21 protein-coding genes and 1 pseudogene are annotated in these 20,528 nt (G+C 71.6%); 14 read left to right on the top strand and 8 right to left on the bottom strand.

Translation table 11 applies throughout. The annotated features are described in order from the left end of the window. Positions 1-24: 24 nt before the first annotated feature. From AC3AGO_RS12020 to AC3AGO_RS12010, 3 genes are read left to right on the top strand one after another with little or no spacing between them, the layout of a single operon-like run. The gene (locus AC3AGO_RS12020) at positions 25-702 is read left to right on the top strand and encodes a trimeric intracellular cation channel family protein (protein ID WP_487820155.1); all 678 of its coding nucleotides are present in this window, start codon (positions 25-27) and stop codon (positions 700-702) included. A gap of 23 nt (positions 703-725) precedes the next feature. Next, complete coding sequence (locus tag AC3AGO_RS12015) at positions 726-1,580, top strand: thioesterase family protein (protein WP_487820154.1); 855 nt, start codon at positions 726-728, stop codon at positions 1,578-1,580. 50 nt (positions 1,581-1,630) lie between these two features. Beyond that, entirely contained in the window at positions 1,631-2,488 is an 858-nt protein-coding gene (locus AC3AGO_RS12010; RefSeq protein ID WP_487820153.1) for an SRPBCC domain-containing protein, read from the top strand. 117 nt (positions 2,489-2,605) lie between these two features. On the opposite strand, the gene AC3AGO_RS12005 is transcribed toward AC3AGO_RS12010, so the two are convergent. Continuing rightward, entirely contained in the window at positions 2,606-3,436 is an 831-nt protein-coding gene (locus tag AC3AGO_RS12005) for an alpha/beta fold hydrolase (protein WP_487820152.1), read from the bottom strand. 179 nt (positions 3,437-3,615) lie between these two features. On the opposite strand from AC3AGO_RS12005, the gene AC3AGO_RS12000 reads away from it, so the two are divergent. Continuing rightward, positions 3,616-4,092: a Dps family protein gene (locus AC3AGO_RS12000; RefSeq protein ID WP_487820151.1), complete on the top strand. Its 477-nt coding sequence runs from the start codon at positions 3,616-3,618 to the stop codon at positions 4,090-4,092. Between the two features lie 112 nt (positions 4,093-4,204). Here the strand turns inward: AC3AGO_RS12000 and AC3AGO_RS11995 are convergent, their stop codons facing one another. Together AC3AGO_RS11995 and AC3AGO_RS11990 are read right to left on the bottom strand one after the other, a co-directional pair. After that, positions 4,205-4,414: a hypothetical protein gene (locus AC3AGO_RS11995; RefSeq protein ID WP_487820150.1), complete on the bottom strand. Its 210-nt coding sequence runs from the start codon at positions 4,412-4,414 to the stop codon at positions 4,205-4,207. A 142-nt stretch (positions 4,415-4,556) separates the two neighbouring features. Then, positions 4,557-4,793: a chaplin gene (locus AC3AGO_RS11990; protein ID WP_487820149.1), complete on the bottom strand. Its 237-nt coding sequence runs from the start codon at positions 4,791-4,793 to the stop codon at positions 4,557-4,559. Positions 4,794-4,986: 193 nt separating this feature from the next. Between AC3AGO_RS11990 and AC3AGO_RS11985 the strand changes: the two genes are divergently transcribed. Both AC3AGO_RS11985 and AC3AGO_RS11980 read left to right on the top strand, forming a co-directional pair. Beyond that, complete coding sequence (locus AC3AGO_RS11985) at positions 4,987-5,316, top strand: hypothetical protein (RefSeq protein ID WP_487820148.1); 330 nt, start codon at positions 4,987-4,989, stop codon at positions 5,314-5,316. 107 nt (positions 5,317-5,423) lie between these two features. Then, entirely contained in the window at positions 5,424-6,284 is an 861-nt protein-coding gene (locus AC3AGO_RS11980; RefSeq protein WP_487820147.1) for a nuclease, read from the top strand. Between the two features lie 13 nt (positions 6,285-6,297). Here AC3AGO_RS11980 and AC3AGO_RS11975 read toward each other — a convergent pair whose 3' ends face one another. Together AC3AGO_RS11975 and AC3AGO_RS11970 are read right to left on the bottom strand one after the other, a co-directional pair. Further along, positions 6,298-6,615, bottom strand: a complete 318-nt coding sequence (locus tag AC3AGO_RS11975; protein WP_487820146.1) for a holin — start codon at positions 6,613-6,615, stop codon at positions 6,298-6,300. A 136-nt stretch (positions 6,616-6,751) separates the two neighbouring features. Then, entirely contained in the window at positions 6,752-8,062 is a 1,311-nt protein-coding gene (locus AC3AGO_RS11970; RefSeq protein WP_487820145.1) for a hypothetical protein, read from the bottom strand. A gap of 124 nt (positions 8,063-8,186) precedes the next feature. Here AC3AGO_RS11970 and AC3AGO_RS11965 point away from each other — a divergent pair, with 124 nt between their 5' ends. Further along, on the top strand, positions 8,187-9,365 hold the full coding sequence (locus AC3AGO_RS11965; protein WP_487820144.1) for a cysteine desulfurase family protein: 1,179 nt from the start codon (positions 8,187-8,189) through the stop codon (positions 9,363-9,365). Positions 9,366-9,429: 64 nt separating this feature from the next. Here the strand turns inward: AC3AGO_RS11965 and AC3AGO_RS11960 are convergent, their stop codons facing one another. Together AC3AGO_RS11960 and AC3AGO_RS11955 are read right to left on the bottom strand one after the other, a co-directional pair. After that, entirely contained in the window at positions 9,430-10,089 is a 660-nt protein-coding gene (locus AC3AGO_RS11960) for a biliverdin-producing heme oxygenase (protein WP_487820143.1), read from the bottom strand. A gap of 146 nt (positions 10,090-10,235) precedes the next feature. Next, positions 10,236-10,877 carry an N-acetylmuramoyl-L-alanine amidase gene (locus tag AC3AGO_RS11955; RefSeq protein WP_487820142.1) on the bottom strand — a complete coding sequence of 214 codons (642 nt, stop codon included), beginning with the start codon at positions 10,875-10,877 and terminating at the stop codon, positions 10,236-10,238. A 55-nt stretch (positions 10,878-10,932) separates the two neighbouring features. On the opposite strand from AC3AGO_RS11955, the gene mnmA reads away from it, so the two are divergent. Together mnmA and AC3AGO_RS11945 are read left to right on the top strand one after the other, a co-directional pair. Next, positions 10,933-12,072 carry a tRNA 2-thiouridine(34) synthase MnmA gene (gene mnmA / locus AC3AGO_RS11950; RefSeq protein ID WP_487820141.1) on the top strand — a complete coding sequence of 380 codons (1,140 nt, stop codon included), beginning with the start codon at positions 10,933-10,935 and terminating at the stop codon, positions 12,070-12,072. 10 nt (positions 12,073-12,082) lie between these two features. Then, positions 12,083-12,376, top strand: coding sequence for a hypothetical protein (locus AC3AGO_RS11945; protein WP_487820140.1), 294 nt, complete (start codon positions 12,083-12,085; stop codon positions 12,374-12,376). 204 nt (positions 12,377-12,580) lie between these two features. On the opposite strand, the pseudogene mreB reads toward AC3AGO_RS11945, so the two are convergent. Then, positions 12,581-13,592, bottom strand: a pseudogene (mreB, locus tag AC3AGO_RS11940) (rod shape-determining protein MreB); the annotation flags it as partial. A gap of 292 nt (positions 13,593-13,884) precedes the next feature. On the opposite strand from mreB, the gene AC3AGO_RS11935 reads away from it, so the two are divergent. The 5 genes from AC3AGO_RS11935 to ligA all read left to right on the top strand — a co-directional run bounded on the left by AC3AGO_RS11935 (position 13,885) and on the right by ligA (position 20,416). Beyond that, entirely contained in the window at positions 13,885-15,543 is a 1,659-nt protein-coding gene (locus AC3AGO_RS11935) for a glycine/sarcosine N-methyltransferase (protein ID WP_487824626.1), read from the top strand. A 107-nt stretch (positions 15,544-15,650) separates the two neighbouring features. After that, the gene (locus AC3AGO_RS11930; protein WP_487820139.1) at positions 15,651-16,181 is read left to right on the top strand and encodes an LOG family protein; all 531 of its coding nucleotides are present in this window, start codon (positions 15,651-15,653) and stop codon (positions 16,179-16,181) included. A gap of 270 nt (positions 16,182-16,451) precedes the next feature. Next, positions 16,452-17,141 (top strand): SDR family oxidoreductase, encoded by a 690-nt coding sequence (locus AC3AGO_RS11925; protein ID WP_487820138.1) that lies wholly within the window; start codon positions 16,452-16,454, stop codon positions 17,139-17,141. Between the two features lie 4 nt (positions 17,142-17,145). After that, entirely contained in the window at positions 17,146-18,174 is a 1,029-nt protein-coding gene (locus tag AC3AGO_RS11920; RefSeq protein WP_487820137.1) for a methionine synthase, read from the top strand. Between the two features lie 40 nt (positions 18,175-18,214). Further along, complete coding sequence (gene ligA, locus AC3AGO_RS11915; RefSeq protein ID WP_487820136.1) at positions 18,215-20,416, top strand: NAD-dependent DNA ligase LigA; 2,202 nt, start codon at positions 18,215-18,217, stop codon at positions 20,414-20,416. Positions 20,417-20,528: the final 112 nt, after the last annotated feature.

The following is a 20,528-nucleotide window of genomic DNA, read 5'->3' as shown; positions in this document are numbered from 1 at the left end:
GCGGGGTTCCGGTAGAAAGGGCGCGTGGACACGTACTTCGATCCGTCGGTACAGCACACCCTCGACCTCGTCGGGATCTTCGTCTTCGGCATCTCCGGCGCGCTGCTCGCCGTACGGAAGAACTTCGACGTGTTCGGCATGGCGACGCTGGCCGCGGCCACCGGGCTGGGCGGCGGCCTGTTCCGCGACATCGTGATCGGCGCCGTGCCCCCGGCCGCCTTCACCGACCTCGGCTACTTCGTCATGCCGATGCTCGCCACCGTCTTCGTGTTCTTCCTGCACCCCGTGGTCGAACGCATCAACTACGCGGTGAACGTCTTCGACGCCGCGGGCCTCGGCCTGTTCTGTGTCACCGGCACCCTCAAGGCGCACGAGTACGGACTCGGGCTGCCCGCCTCCGCCGCGCTCGGCCTGGCCACCGCGGCGGGCGGCGGCATGCTGCGGGACGTGCTCGCCAACGAGGTGCCGTCGGTGCTGCGCTGGGACCGCGACATGTACGCGGTGCCGGCCATCGCGGGCGCGACGGCTGCCGCGCTGCTGATCCGGTTCGAGCTGCTGAGCGCCACGACCATGGGCGCCGCCGCGCTGCTCGGCTTCCTTCTGCGGCTGATGGCGCTGCGCTTCCACTGGCGCGCGCCCCGCGCCTGGAACCGCACCACCGGCCGCGAAGTCCCCGCCGAGGACGCCTCTACCAGCGGGTAACTTTTCGGTGTACGGTGCTCAGCATGCCTGAGCAGTACACCCCCGGGGCCGGCGCGCCGAGCGAGTTCGACCGGGACACCGCGATACGCCCCCGTACCGGCGAACCCGGCGCCTACGACGCCGAACTCTCTCCCGGCTGGGCCATCGGGCACGCGCTCAACGGCGGTTACCTGCTCTCCGTCATCGGCCGCGCCCTCGCGGACGCCCTCCCGCACCCGGACCCGTTCAGCGTCAGCGCCCACTATCTGACCGCGACGACCCCCGGCCCCGCCGTCATCCGTACGGACACCGCCCGCACCGGGCGCACCCTCTCCACGGCCTCGGCCGCCCTCCTGCAGACCGACGACGCCGGCAACGAGGTCGAGCGCTTCCGCGTCCTCGCCACCCACGGCGACCTCTCGGCGCTCCCCGACGACGTCCGCACCAGCGCCAAGCCGCCGTGCATGCCGCCGCCCGAGGAGTGCTTCAGCAGCCGGGACAACCCGCAGGGCGCCGAGGCCGGCCCGGAGATGGGGAAGCGGCTCGACCTGCGTCTCGACCCCGCCACCTGCGGCTGGGCCGTCGGCAGGCCGAGCGGCAACGGCGAGATGCGCGCCTGGTTCGGCCTCGCCGACGGCCGCGCCGCGGACCCGCTGTCGCTGCTGATGACGGTGGACGCGCTGCCGCCCACCGCGTTCGAGATGGGCCTCAGCGGCTGGGTGCCCACCGTCGAACTCACCGTCCACGTACGGGCCAGGCCCGCCGCCGGGCCGCTGCGCGTCGCCATCACCACGCGCAATCTCGCCGGCGGCTTCCTGGAGGAGGACGTCGAGATCTGGGACAGCGCCGACCGACTGGTGTGCCAGTCCCGCCAGTTGGCCCGCGCCCTCCTGACGTAACAGCGGCGCGTCCACGACGAGTTCGTCCTGAACGCCCTAGCGTGTCCCCCATGCAGGACGAGCTCTCGCGTACGGATGACGGCCGCTCCCTTCTCCGGCTGCGCCGCAGGATTCCGCAGCCGGTGGAGCGGGTCTGGGGCGCGCTGACCGCGCCGGAACGGATGTCCGGCTGGTTCCCGAGCGCGGTCGAGGCGGAGGGTGAGCCGCGCCCCGGCGCCCGGCTCACCTTCCGCTTCCCCGGCACGGCCATCGTCATGACGGGCGAGGTGACCGCGCTGGAGGCGCCGCGGGTGTTCGCCTTCACCTGGGGCGAGGAGCTGCTGCACTGGGAGCTCGCCCCGGACGGCGACGCCGACGGCGCCGGTACGGTCCTCACCCTCCGCAACACCTTCGACGACCACTTCGGGGCCGCGAGCTTCGCGGCCGGCTGGAGCACCTGTATCGCCCGGCTCGCCGCGGTGGCCGCGGGGGAGGACCCCGGACCGCCGCCGGGACCGGACGGGATGGCGGCCGTGCACGAGCGCTACGTACGGGACTTCGACCTCACCGAGGGAGTGGCCGGGCCCTGCGGGGACGACGGCTGGGAGGTCCGCTTCGAGCGCCAGCTCGTACGCCCCGCCGAGGCCGTCTGGCCGCTCGTCGAGGCCGCGCCCGACGTGGACGGCGCGCTGTTCCCGCTCGGCGACCGCCTCGCGTACGAGCCGTACACCCTCCTCGAACACCCCTGGCTCGCCGACGGCACCGCGGCCGGCACCGTCCGCTGGGAGCTGCGCACCGGCACCGGGCAGGGCGCACGGCTGGTCCTCACCGTCACCGGCACGCCCGACCACGCGGCACGCCGCCACGACGCCATGGCAGCAGGCCGCACCTGCGTGGAACACCTGGCAGAACACCTCCTGAAGCCCTGAAGCTCTGAAGCCCCGAAAGGGGCGCGGGGAACTGCGCGAACCCAGCCACGCGGAGGACCGCAGCCGCCCGGCAAACAAGGGGCGCGGGGAACGGCGCACACGGCGCCGCCGGCGCCCTCAGTCGCACAGGAACGCAGCGAGCGCAGCGACAAGCTCGGCCGGCGCATCCTCCTGCACCAAGTGCCCCGCCCCCGCGATCAGTTGGACCCGCGCGTCGGGGAACTCCGCCGCCAGCCGCTCCGCCCGCTCCGCCGGGATCCACGTGTCCTCGGCGCCCCAGCACACCAGCACCGGCACGCCGATCTCCCCGAAGCGCCCCGCGATCTCGTCCGTCCACCGCTGGTCGTTCTGCGCGATCTGCCGGTAGAAGGCCGGCTGCCCCGCCGCGCCCAGCCACGGCGCGACGAGCCGGTCCAGCACGTCGTCCCGCAGCCCCCGCGCGCTCGCGGAGGCGACGTACGCGCGCACCATCCCCTCGTGCAGCGCCCCCGGCAGCTGCCCGAACACCTCGGCCTGCGCGCCGAGCAGCCGGTACGCGGCGGAGCCCCACGGGGCCAGCGCCACCGCGTCGGCCAGCGCGAGCCGCTCGTACCGCGCCCCGTGCAGCAGACACGCGCGCAGCGCCACGCAGCCGCCGAAGTCGTGCGCGACGACGGCGGGGCGGTCCAGTTCCCAGTGCCGCAGCAGTTCGGCGAAGACCGCGCCCTGCGCGGCGAGGGACACGTCCTGCCCGTCGTGCCGCGCTGACGCGCCGTAGCCCGGCATGTCCCAGACGAAGACCCGGTGCCGCTGCGCGAGCGCGCGGGCGACGGCACGCCAGACGTACGAGGAGAACGGGGTGCCGTGCAGCAGCACGACGGGCGGGGCTCCGGGCGGGCCGAGCGCGGTCCAGCGGACGGCGCCGGAGGAGCTGTCGAAGGTGCGGTCGAGTGTCCAGTCGTCGTTCACGCGCTCAGCCTGCCGGGATCCGGGGCTCCGGGAAACGGGCGGACGCGACGACCTCCCGAAGATTCGAGCCGCCGTGACCGGGAACCCGCGGCAGGGAGAAAAGGGGTGAAGTGCCCGTTTTCTACACCTACATGTAGGTTGTATGAGGAAAGCGTCGTTCGAGAGAAAGCGATCCAGTCGTGACGTACGCAGTCAAGAGCACACTCCCCGAAGAAGACCTCAAGACCGTGGGTGAGGCGCTGCAGGGCGCGCTCGTGGACCTCGTGGATCTTTCCCTGGTCGCCAAGCAGATCCACTGGAACGTGGTGGGGCCCCGGTTCCGCTCCATCCACCTCCAGCTCGACGAGGTCGTCGACACCGCGCGCAGCTACTCCGACACCGTGGCCGAGCGGGCCTCGGCACTCGGCATCGCCCCCGACGGCCGCGCGGCGACCGTCGCTTCGGGCAGCGCCATCGGCACCGTCAAGGACGGCTGGCAGCAGGACACCGACGCCGTACAGGCCATGGTCGACGCGCTGGCCGCCGTCGTGGCCACGTCCCGTGAGCGGATGAAGGCCGTGGGCGAACCCGACCCGGTCACCGAGGACATCTTCATCTCGCTGGTAGGCGACCTGGAGAAGCATCACTGGATGTTCCAGGCCGAACACCGCAGCTGACGCGTCGCCCTCGGTCGTCAGCGCCGCGTCAGTTGCTCCGGACCCCGGTCCCCGTCACGTACGGGGCCGGGGTTCCTCGTGTCCGGACGCGCGCTCCGGCTCCCCGGAGGCGTCAGCCGGTACGGGATTCGGCCGCGCCGGCCTCGCCGCCGCAGCCGAGGCCGGGGCCTGTCCGGCCCTCCCCCTGGCCCGGCGCGAGGCACAGATTGTTCATCCGCTCCTTCACCAGGGGCTCGTCGTCGGCGAGGGCCGCCGTGGCGGGTCCGGCGAGGACGGAGAGGGCCGCGGAGGCCCCGAGCAGCGATGCCGCGAGACGGCGCATGGTGAACCCCTTTCGGTGCGGGGTCACAGGTCTAGCAGCAGCGGACTGCCGTGCCGGCCCGAACTGCCCCTCGGGACCGGGTTCTTCACTCGTACGGTGACGCACCGCGGCCCCCGTGCGGTGACGGGGGCCGCGGAAGGTGTCACTGCTCGGCGCAGGTGTTGCCGGAGGTGGGGTTGAGCAGGCCGATCAGGTCGATGGAGTTCCCGCAGAGGTTGACCGGGATGTCGACCGGGATCTGGACGTTGTTGCCCGACAGCAGGCCCGGCGAGTTGGCCGTGCCGCCCGAGGCGCCGGAGTCGGCGAGGGCGGTTCCCGCGCCCCCGAGGACGGTGGCGGCGGCGAAGACGCCGGCGGCAACAGCGGTACGTACGCGCATAATCGCTCCCAAAGGTGGGGTATGTCCCAATTGTTGTACCGGATGGCGCGCGCCGTTCCCGGTATTCGGCCGCGCGTTGCCGCGTGCGTCTGCCGCCCTCCCGGCCCGCTCCTCGCCCGGCCGGGTGGTCCGCGGCGCCGCCCGGCGTGCCGCCCGGACCGCCGCTCCCGCCGCGTGTGACCGTGCGCCCGTGATGACCTCCATGACACACCGCATGCACCGCACCGGCCGCGCACTGCTCGCCGTCGCCGCCGCCGCGCTCCTCGTCGCCTCGGCGGGGCCCGCCTACGCCTGCCCCGGCCCGCACGCCAAGGACCAGCACGCCGGACAGCCCGCCGCCGACCAGCCCGCGAACGGTCAGCCCGCCGCCGAGCAGCCCGCGAACGACCAGCAGGAGGCGGGGCAGCAGGCCGGACAGCAGGCCCCGATCGGCTCGCCGTTCGGCTCCGCCCCGGCCCAGGGTTCACAGGCCACCGGGCCCCAGAGCCTCGGCCTGCCCCAGAGCACGCTCCCCGCCGGCTGAGAACGGCACAGCCCACCTCTTCCGCACACCTGTGCAGGGCTGCCCCCCTGTGCTCCAATCAAGGCACCTACGGCGGTACTTGGAGCACACCCATACAGGGGGCAGCCATGCCGATGCTCGTGATCAAGGGCTCGTACCGGATACGCGGAGCCAGCCCCGACGGGGACTCCATACGCTTCTACCCGGACAACCCGCAGCAGTGGACCAAAGTCCCCGGCCGTGTCCGCCGCAACCGCGCCGGCGGGGCGCAGCTGCGGCTCGACGGCATCGACGCGCTCGAGACGCACTACCGGCCGCAGCACGGACGGGAGTTGCACCAGCCCCGCGAGTACGCCGACAAGGCGGCCGGTGAACTCCTGTCCTGGTTCGGCTTCGAGGGCGTGGAGCGGGACGAGAAGGGCATCGTCACCCAGGCCGAACCGGAGCGCCGGCCCGGCTGGATACTGACCCGCGGCTCCGACATGTACGGCCGGTGCGTGGCGCTCGCCGGGCGGGGGGACGCGCCGGGGCAGAGCGGCGCGGACGTGAACGTCGGCATCGACCTGCTGCGCCGCACCGTCAACTACCACCAGCTCGCCGAGGGCCTGGCCTATCCCACGTACTACCGCAAGCTCTATGTGGACCTGCGGGAGGCGATGACCGACGCCGTGCAGCAGGCGCAGGAGGCCGGCAAGGGACTGTGGCCGCACGACGACACCGAACGCGGCGCGAAGGTCCAGGGCATCGACTCGCTGACGGACGAGGCGGTGATCCTGCCGAAGCTCTTCCGCCGGCTCGCCGACTATCTCGCGCTGAACGACGGCGACGCGTCGCTCGACGGCTTCAAGGACTACCTGGAGGAGCGCAGCGACCGGCTGTTCATCATCTCCAACGGCCAGTCCACAGGCTTCGGAACGGTCGTCGACGTCACCGACAGCACCGTACGCATGAACCGGCCCGCAACGGACCTGGTGTTCGAGGAGAAGTGAGGGCGGGCGGCCGTCAGGCGGTGGGCTCCGCGGGGCCCACCGGCTTGGCCTTCGCGGCCGCCGCCGCGGCCACCGCGTCCGGGTGCTCCGTGAGGCCGGGCCCCGCGCCGCCGACGCCGGACGCGGCCACCGCGGTGAGCAGCGCCGCCACCGCCGCGCCGGCGGCGAGCGACAGCCCGTCACCCCAGTTGGCGCTGATGACGCCCACGGACTCCAGGCCGAGGGTGGCGACGAGGACTTGGGCGAACGTACGGATCATCCGTTCCAGGGTCGCGATCCAGAACGCACGGCTCGTCAGCTGGGACATCGGATTCGACAGCGACTGGGACATCGGTGGCCACCCTTCGCACGGGAACGGAGACCACCAGGGTGCTCCGGCCGGGGCGGGCCGGACTGCGGTGCGGCGGGCGTAACTTCGGGTACGTCCGCCGCAGGGAGGCCGCTACCGCGAGCTGCACCGCCGCGCGTCAGGCACCCGGCGGCGGACCGAACCCGCCGGCCGGCGGCTGCGGGGGAGCGGACGGATAGCCGTACCCCGGAGCGGAGCCGGGCGGCGGACCCATCGGGGGCTGCACCGGCGGGCCCTGGGGCTGCCCCATCGGCGGGCCCATCGGGGGCTGCTGGAAAGGCTGTTGGGGCACGTACGCACCGGCCGGCTGCTGCCCGAACAGCACCGGGCCGGCGGGCGCGGCGCCCGGCTGCACCGGCACGCCCGGCCGGAGCGCGAGGACGGCCGCCACGATCCCGCCGGCCAGTGTCAGGAACAGCTGGAGGTGCAGCAGCACCGAGTAACCCGGCATGTCGCCCGCGAAGTTGAAGAACATGTTGCCGCTGATCTGCCCCGCGAGGCCGGTGACGGCGACCGGCAGCACGCTGAGCGCGACGGCGAGCGCGTAGCCGCGGGCCGCGATCCGGCGGGTGAGGACCACCAGGGCGCCCACCACGCACACCACGATCTCCAGCAGCCACGCCCAGTACGAGGGCACCGCCAGCACGGACGCCAGCCGGCCCTCGCCGGAGTCGAAGAGGAAACCGGCGCCGCCCTGCACCGAGAGATACACGATCCAGGAGAGGTCGAGGACGGCGAGCACCGCGAGGAAGAGCCCTGCCCCCACGGCCGCGCCGGGCGCGGGTCGCTGCGGCGGGTCGTCACCGGCGGGCGGCTGCGGCTGCTGCGCCTGCTGCGGTACGGGCTGCGCGCCGGGCATCCCGGGCTGCATGCCCGGCCTCTGCATGCCCGGCCCCTGCATGCCCTGGTTCTGCATGCCGTGGTTCTGGAAGGACTGGTTCTGGAGGGGCGGCCAGGTCCGCTGCCCGGCGAGCTGCACGACCGCGAGCAGCAGGCAGAGCAGGATCGCCACGACGCAGGTGCCCCAGCCGAGGCCCAGCACCGTGTCGTCGCCCTTGAAGCCGGGGCCGGCGTAGAACGGCGTGGTCGGATTCCCGATGACCGCCTGCCACAGCACCGGAATCCGGTAGCCGAGGGTGAGGACGGCCGTGACGGTCAGCATCCCGCCGGCCATCCGCGAGCGGGACAACGCGGCGCAGGCGGCGGCGATTTGAAGCAGGCCCAGACCCAGGTCGGTGGCCGTGGTCACCGGGATGGTCTGCGGCAGCGAGCCCTGGCCCAGCGTGCCGGTCCACAGATCCCAGATGCCGGGGAAACCCTGCTCGGCGATGTCGTACGCCACCCACGACCAGGTCTGGAGGGCCAGCAGCAGAGCGACGATGCCCCCTGTGACCTGTGCTCCTCTGCCCAGCACCCGTACCTGTGGCATCTCGCCCCTCCCCGTGTCCCCGTGACCCCTCGCGACCGCTCCACGCGGCCGCGCAGACATTAGCAGGACCCGCACACCGTCCCCGTGTGGACGGCGACGCCCTGCTCGTAGAATCGACGGCATCATGGCCCACTCTGCCTACCTCGATCACGCCGCGACGACTCCGATGTTCCCGGAGGCGGTCCGGACGATGACCGAACAGCTCACCGTCACCGGCAACGCCTCCTCCCTGCACGGCTCCGGGCGGCGGGCGCGCCGTACCGTCGAGGAGGCGAGAGAGACGCTCGGAGCGGCGCTGGGGGCGCGGCCCAGCGAGGTGGTCCTCACCTCCGGCGGCACCGAGGCCGACAACCTCGCCGTCAAGGGCCTCTTCTGGGCACGCCGCGCCGCCGACCCGCGCCGCACCCGCGTGCTCGCCAGCCCCGTCGAACACCACGCCGTCCTGGACACGGTGCACTGGCTCGGCGACCACGAGGGCGCGACCGTCGAATGGCTGCCGGTCGACGCGTACGGGCGGGTGCACGCCTCCGCGCTGCGCGAGGCCATCGAACGGAACCCTGACGACGTCGCGCTGGCCACCGTGATGTGGGCGAACAACGAGATCGGCACGCTCATGCCGGTACGCGAACTGGCCGCTGCCGCCGCGGAGTTCGGCGTGCCGCTGCACGCCGACGCGGTACAGGCCGTCGGCCAGACCGAGGTCGACTTCTCCGCGTCCGGGCTCGCCGCGATGACCGTCTCGGGTCACAAGACCGGCGGCCCGTACGGGGTGGGCGCGCTGCTGCTGGGCCGCGAGTACACGCCGGTGCCGCTGCTGCACGGCGGCGGTCAGGAGCGCGACGTGCGCTCCGGCACGCTGGACGTACCGGCCGTCGCCGCCTTCGCGACCGCGGCCCGGCTGGCGGCCGAACAGCGTGAGGAGTTCGCCCGGGAGGCCGGAGCGCTGCGGGACACGCTCGTCGACGCGGTGCGCGAGGCGGTGCCGGACGCCGTACTGAACGGCGACCCCGACCCCGCCGGACGGCTGCCCGCGAACGCGCACTTCTCCTTCCCCGGCTGCGAGGGCGACTCGCTGCTGCTGCTCCTCGACGCGCAGGGCATCGAGTGCTCCACCGGCTCCGCCTGCACGGCGGGCGTGGCCCAGCCCAGCCACGTCCTGCTCGCCACCGGGGTGGACGCCGAGGCGGCACGCGGAACGCTGCGCTTCTCGCTCGGCCACACCTCGTCCAAGTCCGACATCACCGCCGTCGCCGAAGCGATCGGCCCCGCGGTCGCACGCGCCCGCTCCGCGGGCATGACCTGAGCCGCGGGCATGACCTGAGGGGCGCACCCCTGGCGGGAGCGCCCCTCAGGCCGGCGGTCCGTGGCTACGCCGGGAGCTTGAACTCCTCGGCGAGGTCGGCGAAGAGGTCCGTGTTGAGGGAGAACGCGGTGCGGCATTCGCCCACGATCCGCTGCCGCTCCAGATCGTCCGCGTCCAGCGCGTCCAGCGTCGCGCGGTAGTCCCGCTTGAACGCCGCCGGGTTCGCGATGTCCTCGAAGACGTAGAAGCGCACGCCGTCGCCCTTGCGCGCGAAGCCCCACGTCTTCTCGGCCGTACCGCGGATGATCTGGCCGCCGGAGAGATCGCCGAGGTAGCGCGTGTAGTGGTGCGCCACGTACCCGCCGGGCCAGTCGCGGGCCACTTCCCGTACGCGCCGTGCGTACCGCGCCGTCGCGGGGAGCGGCGTCAGGCCCTCCCGCCAGTCGTCGCGGCCGCCGTGCAGATGCGTCAAGTCCCGCTCCAGGGACGGCAGCCGGAACAGGTCGGAGCGGATGAACGGGCCCGCCACCGGGTCGAGGGCGAGGGTCGGGGCCGTCTCCTCCAGCGCCCGGTACACGAACCAGAGCTGCTCCGTGTAGCGCGTGTACGCCCGCACGCCGAGCCGGCCGCCGAGCATGTCGCCCATGAAGGAGGAGTTCTCCGCCTCCGTGTGCTGCGCCTGCGACGCCTCACGGATGAGGGTCGAGAACGGAGTCGTCACCAAGGCTTCCTCCCGGCACGGATCAGCAACGTCCCCCGCACTCTCCTGTGCGGGAGGCTCCCACGTCAACAGCTTACCGACAGGCTGTCGGGAAAACCACGTACTCCGGGCCGCCCGCCTGCCGTCCGCTGACTTTCCTCCGCCGCCCGTCAGAGCATTGCCCGCTGCTGCCGGACCAACCGCATGTAGCGGTCCCAGTCCCAGTGCGGGCCGGGGTCGGTGTGGTCGGCGCCCGGCACCTCGTTGTGCCCGATGATGTGCTGCCGGTCGGCGGGGATGCCGTACCGCTTGCAGATGTCCGCGGCCAGCCCGGCCGACGAGTAGTACATGGACGCCGTGAAGTCCTGCGGCCGGTCCACGAATCCCTCGTGCTCGATGCCGATGCTGCGCTCGTTGTACTCCACGTTTCCCGCGTGGTACGCCACGTCCAGCTCGCGGGCCATCTGCACGATCCGCCCGTCGCGGGCCCGCACCACGTAGTGCGACGCCGCCTCGTGCAGCGGATCCCTGAACACCTTGAGCGCCGTCTCGAAGTCGCTCTGGGTCACGTGCAGCACGATCCGGTCGATGGTGAAGTCGGCAGGCCGGTCCGCCGTCCGCAGATTTCCGGCGGACGCGGCCACCCAGCGTGCACCCCGGTGATCGACCTCACCTTCGGTGCGCTGCTTGTCGACGCCGGGCACCTGCCACCACAACTGAGAGCTCTTGTCCCAGGTCAGGGCCGTCGCCGTGGCGAAGACCAGGGCGCTGCCGCCACCGAGGAGGAGGGCACGCCGGGAGATCGGTTCCATGCACCCGATAACGCCCGTGGGTACGCGGCCGGTTCCGACTACCCTGGGGGACGTTATGACTGACGCCCCCAGCAGCTCGCCCGCGCCCAGCCGCCCCCTCCGTGTCCTCGCCGCCATGTCCGGCGGCGTCGACTCCGCCGTCGCCGCCGCCCGCGCCGCCGAGGCGGGGCACGACGTGACCGGAGTCCACCTGGCGCTGTCGGCGAACCCGAAATCGTTCCGTACGGGTGCGCGCGGCTGCTGCACCGTCGAGGACTCGCGCGACGCGCGCCGCGCCGCCGACGTCATCGGCATCCCCTTCTACGTCTGGGACCTCGCCGAACGGTTCCGCGAGGACGTGGTCGAGGACTTCGTCGCGGAGTACGAGGCGGGCCGTACGCCCAACCCGTGCCTCCGCTGCAACGAGAAGATCAAGTTCGCGGCGCTGCTGGACAAGGCGCTCGCGCTCGGCTTCGACGCGGTCTGCACCGGGCACTACGCCACCGTCGTCGAACGCGACGGCGTCCGCGAGCTGCACCGCGCGAGCGACGTGGCCAAGGACCAGTCGTACGTACTGGGCGTGCTCGACGAACGGCAGCTGGCGCACGCCCTGTTCCCGCTCGGCGACACCCTCACGACGAAGGACGAGATCCGCGCGGAGGCCGAGCGGCGGGGGCTCGCCGTCGCCAAGAAGCCCGACAGCCACGACATCTGCTTCATCGCCGACGGCGACACCCAGGGCTTCCTCGCGGACCGGCTCGGCACGTCGGAGGGCGACATCGTCGACGAGGCCGGCGAGAAGCTGGGCACGCACGAGGGCGCGTACGGCTTCACCATCGGGCAGCGCAAGGGCCTGCGGCTCGGCCACCCCGCCGCGGACGGCAAGCCCCGCTACGTACTGGACATCTCGCCGGTCGACAACACCGTGACGGTCGGCCCCGCGGCCTCCCTCGACGTGATCGCGTTGACGGCCCTCAAGCCGCGCTGGTGCGGTGCGCCGCCGTCGGGGGAGGGCCGCTACACGGCCCAACTCCGCGCCCACGGCGCGGAGACCGGGGTCACCGCGGAACTCCTGGACGACGGCGAACTGCGCGTACGCTTCGACACCCCGGAACGCGGCGTGGCCCCCGGCCAGGCCATCGTCCTCTACGACGGCCCCCGAGTAGTCGGCAGCGCCACCATCGCGACGACGGAACGCGCGGGCCAGCCGGCCTGACGGGACGACAGTGGGACTGTCGGTATACGTCGAAAACCAACTCCACGAGCGCACGTATTCAGGCGATGAGCCCGGGCGCCGGCTGGAAAGACTTCTGCCGATGGCGCCTCCGGGCGGGCACCTGGAATTGGTGTCGCTTTACGGGGACACCATGCTCAACAACGGCCAGATGCTCCGTATCCGGAATGAGCTGGAAAAGGTCGCCCAGGAGCACCCCGAATTCTCTGACGAGGCCTCACAATTCGGCGGCCTGCTGGAAAGTGTCATGCGCAGACGGGGCTACCTCTGGATCGCGGGAGACTGACGCAGCGGAGGGTCAGGGGGCAGGCCTGCATAGGTATGGGCCCGTCATGCGTCGGGCCCGGTCGGAGCGGGCTCGGGGCGTAAACGGAACGGGCCCCCGTGCCGGCGGGGCCGGACGGGGGCCGAGGGGTTCAGGGGTCGGGGCGGCCAGGTGTCGAGGGGGCCGGGGCCCGGGCGGTTCAGGTCTCAGGGGCGGGACAACTGCCCTACGCGGCGGGGCTGCTGAAGGCTGTTTCCAGCTTGTCGTACTCCTCCAGGCAGCGGCCCGTGCCGAGCGCGACGCAGCCCAGCGGGTCCTCCGCCACGACGACCGGCATGCCCGTCTCCTCCGCGAGGCGGCGGTCCAGGCCGTGCAGGAGCGCGCCGCCGCCGGTGAGGACGATGCCGCGTTCCATGATGTCGCCGTACAGCTCGGGCGGGCAGCCGTCGAACGCCGCGCGGACCGCGTCGACGATCGCGCGGACGGGCTTCTCGACGGCCTCCAGGACCGCCTCCGGGCCCAGCTCGACCGTCTTCGGCATCCCTGACTGCTTGTCACGTCCCCGCACCTGCACGGGGTTTCCCTCGCCGATCGAGAGCTTGATGTCCTCCGCGGTGCGTTCACCGACCGCCATCGCGTAGTTCTCGTCGATGTACGCGGCGATCGCCGCGTCCAGCGCGTCGCCCGCGATCCGCGCCGAGTGGGAGGCGACGATGCCGCCCAGCGACAGGATCGCGATCTCCGTGCTGCCGCCGCCGATGTCGACGACCATCGAGCCGCGCGCCTCGTGCACGGGCAGGCCCGCGCCGATCGCCGCGGCCATCGGCTCCTCGATGAGGTGCACGGAGCGCGCGCCGGCGCGCGTGGCGGTCTGCAGTACAGCCCGCCGCTCAACTCCCGTGACGCCGCTGGGCACACACACCACGACCCGGGGCGATCGCTTGGCGCGGCCGCCCCGTGCGGCGCGGATGAAGTGCCGCAGCATCTGTTCGGTGGCCTCGAAGTCGGTGACGACGCCGCCCTTCAGCGGCCGGGTCGCGGTGATCGTGCCGGGGGTCCGGCCCACCGCGGCCTTCGCGTCGGCTCCGACGGCGAGGACCTTGCCGCTGGTGGAGTCGACGGCCACCACCGAGGGTTCATTGAGGATGACGCCGCGTCCGCGGGCGTACACCAGGGTGTTGGCCGTGCCGAGGTCTATACCGATGTCGCCGGTGCTGAACGAGTTGCTCTTTGCCATGTGGACTCGCCGTAGTTCGGTGCGTGGTGTCACGATTTGTCGTGCTGACAGCGCAGCATACCCAACTGTCCGGTATGGGTATGCGGCGGGTCTGAGGAATCTCGGGGAGAGAAAATGCTGGTCGGAGGCGCTTTTAACGTCAATGTTACGGCTGACCTGGGGAGTTGGTGGCATAGATCCCGCCCCTCTGGATAGCTATGCGCTGGAGTCCGTGCGCGGTCCCTGAGCAGCTGACGAGGCGTCCTGGGTGGCCGCGCCGTAGGCCACCGTCTCAGTAACTGGAGGTTTCGTCATTACCGCGCGACCGGCACAGGAGTTTGGAGACAACCCCGTTGAGGTCCGGGAGACCGGGCACTACACCGAGGAGTACGTCCCCACGTTCGTCGAGAAGTGGGACGCACTCATAGATTGGGAAGGGCGCGCCAAGAGCGAAGGCAACTTCTTCATCGACCTGCTGCGCAAGCGAGGGGTGAAGAGCGTCCTCGACGTCGCGACGGGGACCGGGTTCCACTCGGTGCGACTGCTTGAGGCCGGATTCGAGACCGTAAGTGCGGACGGCAGTGCAGAGATGCTGTCCCAGGCTTTCGAGAACGGCAGTAAGCACGGCGGTCACATTCTGCGGGTCGTCCAGGCCGACTGGCGCTGGCTCAACCGTGACGTCCACGGTGAGTACGACGCCATCGTCTGCCTCGGCAACTCCTTTACGCACCTGTTCTCCGAGCGCGACCGGCGCAAGGCGCTGGCCGAGTTCTACGCGATGCTGAAGCACGACGGCATCCTCATCCTCGATCAGCGGAATTACGACACGATGCTGGACGAGGGGTACAAGAGCAAGCACAACGTGTATGCCGGCCAGGATGTGGAGGTCGCGCCGGCGCACGTGGACGAGGGGCTGTGCCGCATGCGGTACCGCTTCGCGGACAACCAGGAGTACTTCCTCAACATGTTCCCGTTGAGGAAGGACTACACGCGGAAGCTCATGACCGACGTGGGCTTCCAGCACATCGACACGTACGGGGACTTCGAGTACAGCGAGGGCGCCGAGGAGCCCGACTTCTTCATCCACGTCGCGGAGAAGGAATACCGCGCGGATGAGGACGAGACCGGCTACTCCTCGGCCGTGAGCACCGCTCGCAGCTACTACAACTCGCACGACGCGGACACCTTCTACCACTCCGTGTGGGGTGGCGAGGACATCCACGTCGGGCTCTACAAGGGCGACCGTGAGCCCATCGCCGACGCCAGCCGCAGGACGGTGGAGCGGATGGCCGGCAAGCTCGGCCTCGGCAAGAACTCGGTGGTCCTCGACCTGGGCGCCGGGTACGGCGGTTCGGCCCGCTACCTCGCCGAGACCCACGGCTGCACCGTTCGCGCGCTCAACCTCAGCGAGGTCGAGAACCAGCGCAACCGCGAGATGAACTCCATCCGCGGACTGACCGACAAGATCGAGGTCGTGGACGGCTCGTTCGAGGCCATCCCGTACGAGGACAACAGCGTCGACGTCGTCTGGTCGCAGGACGCGTTCCTGCACAGCGGCAACCGGACGAAGGTCCTGGAGGAGATCGCCCGCGTGCTGAAGCCGGGCGGCCAGCTGGTCTTCACCGACCCGATGGCGGCGGACGGCACGCCCGTCTCCAAGCTCCAGCCCATCCTCAACCGCATCCACCTGGACGACATGGGCTCGCCCGGCTTCTACCGGAAGGAGCTGAAGAAGCTGGGCTTCAAGCCCGTCGACGGTGACGGAGTCGAGGACGGCTTCGAGGACCACCAGCAGCAGCTGGTGAACCACTACGGCCGGGTCCTGGAGGAGACCGAGCGGGAGGAAGCCAACGGGCTCGACCGCAAGGTCAGCCAGGAGTACCTCACCCAGATGAAGAAGGGTCTGGGCCACTGGGTCGCCGGCGGCCGCGCCGACCAACTCACGTGGGGCATCTTCCACTTCAAGCTCTGACGCGCGACGCGCCGAAGCGCTGAAGTGAGCCGTTGAGGAGGGGGCACCGTCGAGCGTGACGGTGCCCCCTCGCGGCGTCCCGGCACGCCCCGCATAGAGTTCCGGGCATGGCCGACATCTGCGTTTTCTGTTCCGCCGCCGAGCTCAGTGACACCTATACGGAACCCGCCAGGGAGTTCGCCGAGCTGCTCGGCAAGCGGGGGCACACGCTCGTGTGGGGCGGCTCCGACACGGGGCTGATGAAGGTCCTCGCGGACGGCGTGCAGAGCGGCGGGGGCCGGCTCGTCGGCATCTCGGTGGAGTTCCTCGCGGCCAAGGCGCGCGAGAACGCGGACGAGATGACGGTGGCCGCGGATCTCGCCGAGCGGAAGGCGATGATGCTGCAGCGGGCCGACGCGATCGTCGTGATGGTCGGCGGTACGGGCACGCTCGACGAGGCCACGGAGATCCTGGAGCTGAAGAAGCACGGCATGCACTCCAAGCCGGTCGTGCTCCTCAACACGGCCGGCTTCTACGACGGCCTCAAGTGGCAGCTGGCCCGCATGGAAGAGGACGGCTTCCTGCCGATCCCGTTGAGCGACCTTGTCGCCTTCGCCGACGACGGCCGCGAAGCGGTGGAGCTCCTTACGGAGGACTAGCCCCGGTGTGGGCAGTCGTCCCGCAGGGGCGGAGGGGGCACCTCCCAGCGGTAGCTGGGGGAGGGTGGGCACACCGGGACCGCACCCGCGAGGGCTCCGCACCCCGCCCCCCACGCAGGCGCGGGCCGTACAGCGGGCGTGCCCCGTACACGCGGCGCGTACGTCGTGTGCGTGGGGGACAGACCTGGCGGGTGCCGGTCCGCTGTGCCCACCCGTTCCGCCCCCAGGGCGGACCAGCTGCCCACAGCGGGTGTGCGAGAACATGGGGGGATGGCTACACATCTGATCACCGGTGCCGGATCCGGCATCGGCGCCGTTCTCGCGGAACGGCTCCTGAAGCGCGGCGACGACCTCTGGCTGCTGGCCCGGAACGCGGGCCGCGCCAAGGAGCTGGCCGAACGGTTCGAGGGCGCCCGTACGCTCGTCGGCGACCTCGGCGAACCCGAGCGGCTGTCCTGGGCGCTCAGCCACCAGGACCTCCCCGGGCAGCTGGACTCCCTGCACCACGTCGCGGGCGTCGTCGAGCTCGGCAGCGTCGAGGAGACCAGCGCCAAGGTCTGGCAGTCCACCCTCGCAGCGAACCTCGTCGCCCCCGCCGAGCTCACCCGGCTGCTGCTGCCCCAACTCCGGCTCGCCCACGGCCACGTGCTCTTCGTCAACTCCGGCGCCGGGCTGCGCGCCAACCCCGAGTGGGGCGCGTACGCCGCGAGCAAGCACGGGCTGAAGGCGCTCGCCGACTCGCTGCGCGCCGAGGAGGGCGGCAACGGGATCCGCGTCACCTCCGTCTACCCGGGCCGCACCGCCACCCCGATGCAGGAGAAGGTGCACCGGCAGGAGGGCAAGGAGTACGACGCGGCGAAGTTCATCTCGCCGGACGCCGTGGCCACCACGGTGCTGACCGCGCTGGACCTGCCGCGGGGCTCCGAAGTGACCGACCTGTCCGTACGGCCGGGCGGCTGACGGCGTGGCGGCACGGGAGTTCCCCTGGCCGTCCGCCGCGGCGACCGGTATCGGTTCGATGCCCGGCGAGGACGTCAGGGAGACGGCGAAGACCGTCACGGGAGCCCTGGAGTCGTTCCCGTACCTGCCGGAGCTGCCGGCCCGCGGGCCGGGCTCCGACATGGCGGGGCGGACCATCGGCATGCTCAGCGAGCTGTACGCGCACGTCGAGCCGAGCGGCTGGCGGATCAGCGACCGGCCGGGCCGGGACACCCGGCGGGCGCGTGCCTGGCTGGGTGAAGACCTGGACGCGCTGGAGGAGTTCACCCAGGGGTACGAGGGCGCGCTGAAGGTGTCGGCCGTCGGCCCGTGGACGCTGGCCACGCTGCTGGAGCGGCGGAACGGCGAGGCGATGCTCGGCGATCCGGGCGCGTGCCGGGACCTCGCCGGCTCGCTCGCCGAGGGGCTCGCCGCGCACCTCGCCGACGTACGCCGCCGCGTGCCGGGCGCCGACGTCGTACTGCAGCTGGACGAGCCGTCGTTGACGGACGTGCTGCGCGGCAGCGTGCGGACCGCCAGCGGCTACCGCACCCACCGCTCGGTGGACCGTGCCGTCGTCGAGGGCACGCTGCGGGACCTGCTGGCGGTGCACGACGGGCGCACAGTCGTGCACTCGTGCGCGGCCGAGGTGCCGTTCGGGCTGCTGCGGCGCGCCGGGGCGGACGGCATCTCGGTGGACGCCTCGATCCTCACGGAGCGCGAAGTCCCCGAGCTGTACGAGGAGATCGGCGAGGCCGTGGAGGGCGGAACCGCGCTGTTCGCGGGTGTCGTACCCGGCGACGGCGACAACACGGAGGCATTGTCGGACCCTGCCGGTAGCGTCAGTGGTGTCAGGTCGCTGTGGCGCAGGCTGGGGCTGTCACCGGCGCTCCTCGCGGAGTCCGTCGTGGTCACCCCGTCGTGCGGGCTGGCGGGCGCCTCGCCCGCGTATGCCCGCGCGGTGCTGGCGCACTGCGTCCGGGCCGCGAGATCACTCGCTGACAACCCTGAGTAGCGGCCCTGAAACGGCCTGAGGAGCGGGAGGACAAGAGACGGTGGCTGGTCAGCAGCAGGGGGAGCAGCCGGCGGTGCCGGCGGAGGCACGGGAGCGTCACGCGCGACTGGCGGAGCAGATCGAGGAGCACCGCTTCCGGTACTACGTCAAGGACGCCCCCGTCGTCAGCGACGCCGAGTTCGACCGGCTGCTGCGGGATCTGGAGGCCGTCGAGGCCGAGCACCCGGAGCTGGTCACGCCGGACTCGCCCACCCAGAAGGTCGCCGGGCAGTACGAGACGGAGTTCACCGAGGTCGAGCACCGCGAGCGGATGCTCTCCCTGGACAACGCCTTCGACGACGAGGAGCTGGGGGAGTGGGCCGACCGGATCGCGCGCGAACTGGACGGCGTGCCCTACCACTTCCTGTGCGAGCTCAAGGTGGACGGCCTCGCCGTGAACCTCACGTACGAGCACGGCAGGCTCACCCGCGCGGCGACCCGCGGTGACGGACGGACGGGCGAGGACATCACGCCCAACGTGCGCACCATCGCGGACATCCCCGAGCGGCTCACCGGCGACCGGGTGCCGGAGCTGGTCGAGGTGCGCGGGGAGGTCTTCTTCCCGATGGAGCGCTTCGAGGAGCTGAACAAGCGCCTCGTGGAGGCGGGCGACAAGCCCTTCGCCAACCCGCGCAACGCCGCTGCCGGTTCGCTCCGCCAGAAGGACCCCAAGGTGACGGCGACGCGGCCGCTGCACATGGTGGTGCACGGCATCGGCGCCCGTTCCGGGTTCGACATCGGTCGGCTCTCGGAGGCGTACGACCTGCTCAGCGGGTGGGGGCTGCCGACCACTCCGCACGCCCGGGTCGTCGAAGGCGTCCAGGGCGTGCGGGACTTCATCGCGTACTACGGCGAGCACCGGCACTCCGTGGAGCACGAGATCGACGGCGTGGTGGTGAAGGTCGACGAGATCCGGCTGCAGGGCCGGCTCGGCTCCACGTCGCGCGCCCCGCGCTGGGCCATCGCCTGGAAGTACGCGCCGGAGGAGGTCAACACCAAGCTGGTCGACATCCGCGTCGGCGTCGGCCGCACCGGCCGGGTCACTCCGTACGCGGTGGTCGAGCCGGTCACCGTCGCCGGGTCGGAGGTCGAGTTCGCCACCCTGCACAACCAGGAAGTGGTGAAGTCCAAGGGCGTGTTCATCGGCGACACCGTCGTGCTCCGGAAGGCCGGCGACGTCATCCCGGAGATCCTGGGGCCCGTCGCGGATCTGCGGGACGGCAGCGAGCGGGAGTTCGTGATGCCCGCCGTGTGCCCGGACTGCGGGACCGAGCTGCGCCCGATGAAGGAGGGCGACATCGACCTCCGGTGCCCCAACGCCCGGTCCTGCCCGGCGCAGTTGCGGGAGCGGCTGTTCTATCTGGCGGGGCGGAAGTGCCTGGACATCGAGCACTTCGGATATGTCGCCGCCTCCGCGCTCACCCAGCCGCTGGAGCCGTCCGAGCCGCCGCTGCGGGACGAGGGCGGCCTGTTCGACCTCACCGTCGAGGACCTGCTGCCCATCAAGGCGTACGTGATGGACCAGGACAGCGGACTGCCGAAGCGGGATCCGGAGACAGGCGAGGAGAAGGTCGCCACGCCCTTCACCAACCAGCAGGGCGAGGCCCGGAAGAACGCCACGGCCATGCTGGAGAACATCGCCGCTGCCAAGGAGCGGCCGCTCGCGCGCATCATCACCGGGCTGTCGATCCGTCATGTCGGCCCCGTGGCCGCCGAGGCGCTGGCCCGCGGGTTCCGCTCGCTGGACCGGATCGCCGAGGCCGACGAGGAGACCCTGGCCGCCACCGAGGGCGTCGGTCCGACCATCGCGGCGTCCCTGAAGGCGTGGTTCGCGGAGGACTGGCACCGCGACATCGTCGAGCGGTGGCGGGCCGCCGGGGTGCGGATGGAGGAAGAGGCCGGGGAGGACGAGGGGCCGCGGCCGCTGGAGGGTGTGACCGTCGTGGTCACCGGGACGCTGGAGACCTACACCCGGGACGCCGCGAAGGAGGCGCTCCAGCAGCGCGGCGCGAAGGTCACCGGGTCTGTTTCGAAGAAGACCGGTTTTGTGGTTGTCGGTGACAACCCCGGATCGAAATATGACAAGGCGGTTCAGGCGAAGGTGCCGATTCTGGACGATGCCGGATTCGCCGTCCTGCTCGACCGGGGACCGGACGCGGCGAGGGAGGCCGCGGTCAATCCCCAGGAGGAGCAGGGGGAGTAGCCGGGGGCGACGGCACGGCCGTGTGAGGGCGTGCACCAACTGTCCACACCGGCACCGCTGTTCGTACAGGGCTTCGTCACCGGCTTCTCACATCCACCCGACGGTGTAAGCC

This window comes from Streptomyces sp. BL1, assembly GCF_057628045.1.
The sequence above is the reverse complement of the archived record's forward strand: the minus strand, read 5'-3'. Positions and strand labels throughout refer to the sequence as shown.

Excerpts from the sequence above, each read along its gene's own strand:
- AC3AGO_RS11965 (WP_487820144.1), top strand. The coding sequence starts at position 8,187 with ATGGCCCACTCTGCCTACCTCGATCACGCCGCGACGACTCCGATGTTC.
- AC3AGO_RS11955 (WP_487820142.1), bottom strand. The coding sequence starts at position 10,877 with ATGGAACCGATCTCCCGGCGTGCCCTCCTCCTCGGTGGCGGCAGCGCC.
- mnmA (WP_487820141.1), top strand. The coding sequence starts at position 10,933 with ATGACTGACGCCCCCAGCAGCTCGCCCGCGCCCAGCCGCCCCCTCCGT.
- AC3AGO_RS12015 (WP_487820154.1), top strand. The coding sequence starts at position 726 with ATGCCTGAGCAGTACACCCCCGGGGCCGGCGCGCCGAGCGAGTTCGAC.
- AC3AGO_RS11980 (WP_487820147.1), top strand. The coding sequence starts at position 5,424 with ATGCCGATGCTCGTGATCAAGGGCTCGTACCGGATACGCGGAGCCAGC.
- AC3AGO_RS12010 (WP_487820153.1), top strand. The coding sequence starts at position 1,631 with ATGCAGGACGAGCTCTCGCGTACGGATGACGGCCGCTCCCTTCTCCGG.
- AC3AGO_RS11930 (WP_487820139.1), top strand. The coding sequence starts at position 15,651 with ATGGCCGACATCTGCGTTTTCTGTTCCGCCGCCGAGCTCAGTGACACC.
- AC3AGO_RS11985 (WP_487820148.1), top strand. The coding sequence starts at position 4,987 with ATGACCTCCATGACACACCGCATGCACCGCACCGGCCGCGCACTGCTC.
- AC3AGO_RS11990 (WP_487820149.1), bottom strand. The coding sequence starts at position 4,793 with ATGCGCGTACGTACCGCTGTTGCCGCCGGCGTCTTCGCCGCCGCCACC.
- AC3AGO_RS11995 (WP_487820150.1), bottom strand. The coding sequence starts at position 4,414 with ATGCGCCGTCTCGCGGCATCGCTGCTCGGGGCCTCCGCGGCCCTCTCC.
- AC3AGO_RS11925 (WP_487820138.1), top strand. The coding sequence starts at position 16,452 with ATGGCTACACATCTGATCACCGGTGCCGGATCCGGCATCGGCGCCGTT.
- AC3AGO_RS11970 (WP_487820145.1), bottom strand. The coding sequence starts at position 8,062 with ATGCCACAGGTACGGGTGCTGGGCAGAGGAGCACAGGTCACAGGGGGC.
- AC3AGO_RS11975 (WP_487820146.1), bottom strand. The coding sequence starts at position 6,615 with ATGTCCCAGTCGCTGTCGAATCCGATGTCCCAGCTGACGAGCCGTGCG.